This window comes from Microcoleus sp. PH2017_28_MFU_U_A, from assembly GCF_020738035.1.
Classification (GTDB): domain Bacteria; phylum Cyanobacteriota; class Cyanobacteriia; order Cyanobacteriales; family Microcoleaceae; genus Microcoleus.
Genome location: NZ_JAEQCX010000062.1, coordinates 48,753 through 53,673, shown reverse-complemented (window position 1 = coordinate 53,673; position 4,921 = coordinate 48,753). Strand labels below are relative to the sequence as shown.

Sequence of the window (4,921 nt, the reverse complement as noted above, 5' to 3'; positions counted from 1 at the left end):
CGGTCAGTTTCATGATAGATTTTAGAGACATAAGATACGCTGCACACTGAAATTATCTTTGGGTCATTATAGGATCAATCATTCTGTGGTGCTCCCTAAATGCGCGTGCATATCGACAAAACACGGGAAAATTAAGCCGCCTTGCAAGTCTACCATCGGAATATCTGCAAGTTGGGATAAAGATTCTGTACCTGTGGGGATGATTTGGGCGATCGCGCCGTTGGCAATTTCCAGATCCACCAGACAAAAATTGCGATCGGCTGTTGTGGTGATAGTAGACGCTGAATTGGCGATCGATTTCATCTCTAAAAGAGATTCGGGTACGCGACCATTTTTTAGCAAATAATTAGATGTAGCTGGCAACATGAAATTTTCTAGTTAATATTTTATTGAGTTGAGAGTTATTGAAGATGTCTATTGTAGGGGCGCGTATCTGCTAATAATTCATGAAACAATCCAGTGTGTCAATGCTCTCATCCGCCCTCTTCTCCTTAAATGAACTCTATTGGGTTATACAATAACATTATAGCAGCTTTAATAAACATGATATCTGTCAAATTTTGCTGCTGGGATAAGCCCCTCAGGGAGAGCAAAAGTAATCTAAAAATAGACACAGAGATTGCTTTCATAAAAAATCGCGTTCATGTATATAGCGTTATATCGTTGACCGTTACATCGGAATGATTTAACCACAGAGAACACAGAGGACACAGAGTCCGAGAATAGAGAGATGAATCATTCTGATGCTACCGGATTTGGTGTTACTCACTTCGGAAAAAATTAACATTTACCCAAGCATATCACTCGATCTAAAATCTTAAATGAAAAATCCCCATTCCCCAATCCCCAAATCTAAAATCAACTGAGCCGTGTTGCTTTATATTCTTGGCAAAGTCGTGCATATTTCTGACCCACAGAAGCAGTTGGCGGTACGGGTAGACGATGAATGCAAGGGTTCTGACGTGTTTAGTTCGGATATCTGCACTTGTTGCCGTCCTGATTTGGTACAGGGTATCGAAATTTGCATCGAAACGGCACAATCCGGTAGTTCTGGGGTAATTGTTTACTTCCGCAAGCAAGGCAGAGCTTTGGGGGAAGTAACTAAGTTTTTGGTGTACAATGCCAGAAAAAGGCTGGGAGCATCTCAGTTTTGCATTTATAAGTGCTGTCCCCGCTCGCGAGTTGTAGAATACGCGAGCTCGCGACAGCTCGCACTATAATAAAAAAATGCTTTTTGCAAAACTGAGATGCTCCCAAAAGGCTCGAAAGTGGCGATCGCCCTGATGACTATTTTACTCGCACTCAATGTGTTGCAGGATTTCAAGATATGCGGTTTCAAGAACTAATGCCAGACGTGCTGCACTGGTTGGGTATCCCTCGCACTGACCGTTTAGTTTCCATGAGCCATCTCAAATACAATGCTATTATCAATTCTGGCATTCAAGTAGTCGATCGCCTCCCCATCCTCGAAGATTGGATTCCCGCAGGCGCACAAGTCGAAATCGTCGCCAAAAAAGCCGCCGCCTACTACACGCCAGACCCTGTGCCAGATGCTACAATTCTTGCAGAAGCGATCGGACGCGATGCCAGGAGATTCAGAAGGCAAAGACACGACTGTTCGGAAACAGTTGCGTCTTTGCCAAATTAAATTTATTACTGGTTTTTGATCAGTCAGGGTAGGTTATGGCTAATTTGCGTTCTACTGTGATCGTAAAAACAGATATTTGCGGATATACCGCCCGAGTTAAAAAATTATCTCAGTCGGACTTAAGTAGTTTGTTGAACGAGCATAAAACTTTTATTTCAGATATTAGTACCAGAAATGAAGGAAGTTTGATCAAAGGCGAAGGTGATTCATTTTGGCTGATTTTTCCCAGCGTCACAGCAGCCGCGATGGCAGCCTTAGAAATGCAGCAAGAATTGAGAACCCAACAATCTAGCAAATCGAACGACGAACGATTGGCTATTCGCGTGTCGATTACCTTGGGAGATGTCTTGCATCAAGATAAAGATATCTTTGGCGATACGGTCAATTTAACAGCGCGTATAGAATCAGTAACTCCCCAGGATGAAATATATTTGTCCCAAGCAGCATGGCTGGCGCTCAACAAAGCAGAAGTGCAAACATCTTTTGTCAATGAGTTTTCCTTGAAAGGGATGAGCGAACCTGAAAAGGTTTACAAAGTTGACCAAAGTTACAAGACGCGAATTGTGGAAAATCAAGCAATAATTAAAGCGGATTTGAGAGGTTTTATTGCTTATCAAGAATCTAATTCTATCAGAGACGTTGAATATTTGCTCACCAACTTTGATACTTTTGAAAAAAACATTTGCGAAGAATACGGTGGCACAATTCGCAGTATTGTTGGCGATTCGCATTTGTTGACTTTCCCAGAAGCTCACTCAGCCCTAGCGGCCATGGAAAGTTTGTGCGAAAATTGGAAACTTTTTATACACGGTCATAAAATACCTTGCGGTTTGTCGGTGGGAGTTGCTAAAGGAAATTTGTATATATTTCGCTCTTGCACTTACGGAAAAGATATTAACATTGCCGACAGGCTGGAAGATTTAAGCAAAATAGTATCTCCAGCTACTGAAAAAAATTCGGTAATAGTTTCAGACCAAATAAAACGCGAAGTTAGTGGCTCGAAGTGGGAATACAAGCTGATCAAAATCGATAAAAATGCGATCTTAGATAATCTGTTAGATTACAGTCAGTTTGACTTTTTTCAGGAAAATGATGTTTACCGATGTTTAGTTGTTTGACACTCCGCTGCTGTTCTACGGTAGTTGGTAGTGCGGACTGAAGGGGGCACGCGCGATCGAATCTGATTGCGGTTAATCGATCGGACACGATATAATCCTGTGTCGGGAGATAGTGAGGGAGTTGAACTTTCTGTTGATAGTTTCCCTCTCTGACTGCGTTTATCAAGTCCTAGAAACTCCGCAAAGTTCGATCGACTACTTTCAGGGTATGTTGGGCTATATCAGTATTCAACTATTGATAGTCCTCGTTTCCCTTGCAGTAGTAATAGTTACACTCGTAGCGAAGGTGTTTGCCAGATTGGAAGCAATACTGTCTGACTGTATAAAACCATACACTGTAAAGGTTTTGACTCAACCGACAGAGTTCTCGCAAGGTGTTAAACTCTTTGGTGGCAAGTCCGCGTATCTGATTTTTTGAGTCAGGTACATAGAGCTTTCCCTAGAACTATGGCTAGTCTAGGAAAAGCCTAGCCAAAATGTAAAGCCGATGCTCAAAGCACGGGGTTTCAAACCAAAAATTTTCGATGAAGTTGAATAATATTGAGCTAGAGGCTGTAAAATATCTGAGAACACCAACTGCGATTCGCCAAAAGTGCGATCGGCTTTTTAACTTAGCCTCCGAAAATAAACTCAATTTCTTCTGTGTCGATTTATCCGAACTCGACAAAGCAGCAAATTATGTAATCGACACAACCCGCCAACAGTATCCCGATTTTAATATTCCGTTTCACAGTCAGTGGCGGCATTTTGAAGCCGGCAACCAACCGCGCCTCGCTCAATTCGATGCAGCTTTAACAGAATTTTCAGTCATAGAACAAGCAAAGATAAAATTTGATTTAGCCATTGTCAGCGTTTTACTCGATGCCAGTACCGGCGCAGATTGGCAGTATTGCGAAGCAGAAACCAAAGAAGTTTATCGCCGTTCAGAAGGGTTGGCAGTAGCCACTTTTCGGATGTTTTGTCAGGGTATTTTTTCCAGCAATCCAGATTTTCCTTGGCAAGCCGATTTTCGCGGGCTTTCTCAATTAAAATTAGAAACCTTAGCGGCCGGATTTCAAGTAAGTCGAGACAATCCGCTAGTTGGTTTAACAGGCAGATTAGAATTGTTGCAGCGTTTGGGGAATGCAATTTGCCAACATCCATTATTGTTTGGCAGCGAGAACCAGCGTCCCGGCAATTTGGCACAATACTTGCTTGACAGTCTGGTTTCTGGAGTCAAAACTGTGGATTGTGCTGAAATATTGAGCGCTGTTTTGACAGGTTTTGGGGAAAATTGGCCGGGAAAATATGCCATTGGTGGCGTTAATTTAGGTGAGGTTTGGCGGCATCGGGCTTTGCAAGGAGAAAATCTGGGAGATGAATTTGTGCCGTTTCACCAACTCTCGCAGTGGTTGACTTATTCGCTGTTGGAACCGCTGCAAGAACTCGGTTTGTACGTCGTGGGATTGGACGAGTTGACGGGATTAGCGGGGTATCGTAACGGCGGTTTGTGTTTGGATATGGGGCTGTTACGGGCAAAAGATTCGGCTATTTTTGAGCAGAAGTATTTGCCGGGTTCGGAAGTTGTAGTAGAATGGCGATCGGTCACTGTGATTCTTTTAGATAAAATTGCAGCAGCTATGCGATACAAGCTGGATTTGAGTGCGACAAAATTGCCACTGGTGAAGATTTTGCAGGGAGGAACTTGGGCGGCGGGGCGAAAAATTGCCACAGAATTGAGGGCTGCTGGAGTACCGCCAATTCATATTGAAAGTGACGGGACTTTTTTTAATAGTTGACAGTGGACAGTTGACAGAAGTCAAGCGTGAAGTCAGAAGAAGGAAGGTTCGGAATGCAAGTCCGATGGCACTGAAAAAGTCTAACTGAATTGTTGTAGCAAGGATTTTTTAAAGCTGTATTTTTTTGCCAAGAAATCGTGGTTAAGCGAATTCTAGTTTAATATTAGTCAATATTGATGTTAATTATTAGGTACGTTGTTGCGCTTAAGCGCTCTTTATAATACAATACAGTTTACTTAAGATTGTCCTTATTGCTTTATATCTAAGAAAGAGCGCTCAAGCGCAACTACGTACCTTTATTGCAGTATCTATTTTTCAGAGGAGTTTCACGAATAGCAGTATATTAGTCAACTGTATTGCTTTATATCTAAGAAAGA

The 4,921-nt window shown here is 42.3% G+C and carries 5 protein-coding genes; 4 read left to right on the top strand and 1 reads right to left on the bottom strand.

Translation table 11 applies throughout. The annotated features are described in order from the left end of the window. Positions 1-78 precede the first annotated feature (78 nt). Positions 79-366, bottom strand: coding sequence for a hypothetical protein (locus JGK14_RS15985; protein WP_293209034.1), 288 nt, complete (start codon positions 364-366; stop codon positions 79-81). A 503-nt stretch (positions 367-869) separates the two neighbouring features. On the opposite strand from JGK14_RS15985, the gene JGK14_RS15980 reads away from it, so the two are divergent. The 4 genes from JGK14_RS15980 to JGK14_RS15965 all read left to right on the top strand — a co-directional run bounded on the left by JGK14_RS15980 (position 870) and on the right by JGK14_RS15965 (position 4,544). Then, on the top strand, positions 870-1,220 hold the full coding sequence (locus JGK14_RS15980) for a hypothetical protein (RefSeq protein WP_325315266.1): 351 nt from the start codon (positions 870-872) through the stop codon (positions 1,218-1,220). A gap of 107 nt (positions 1,221-1,327) precedes the next feature. After that, positions 1,328-1,648 carry a hypothetical protein gene (locus tag JGK14_RS15975; RefSeq protein ID WP_293182423.1) on the top strand — a complete coding sequence of 107 codons (321 nt, stop codon included), beginning with the start codon at positions 1,328-1,330 and terminating at the stop codon, positions 1,646-1,648. Positions 1,649-1,683: 35 nt separating this feature from the next. Next, positions 1,684-2,766 carry an adenylate/guanylate cyclase domain-containing protein gene (locus JGK14_RS15970; protein WP_293156167.1) on the top strand — a complete coding sequence of 361 codons (1,083 nt, stop codon included), beginning with the start codon at positions 1,684-1,686 and terminating at the stop codon, positions 2,764-2,766. Between the two features lie 524 nt (positions 2,767-3,290). Beyond that, the gene (locus JGK14_RS15965; RefSeq protein ID WP_325315265.1) at positions 3,291-4,544 is read left to right on the top strand and encodes a URC4/urg3 family protein; all 1,254 of its coding nucleotides are present in this window, start codon (positions 3,291-3,293) and stop codon (positions 4,542-4,544) included. The last annotated feature ends 377 nt before the right edge of the window (positions 4,545-4,921 follow it).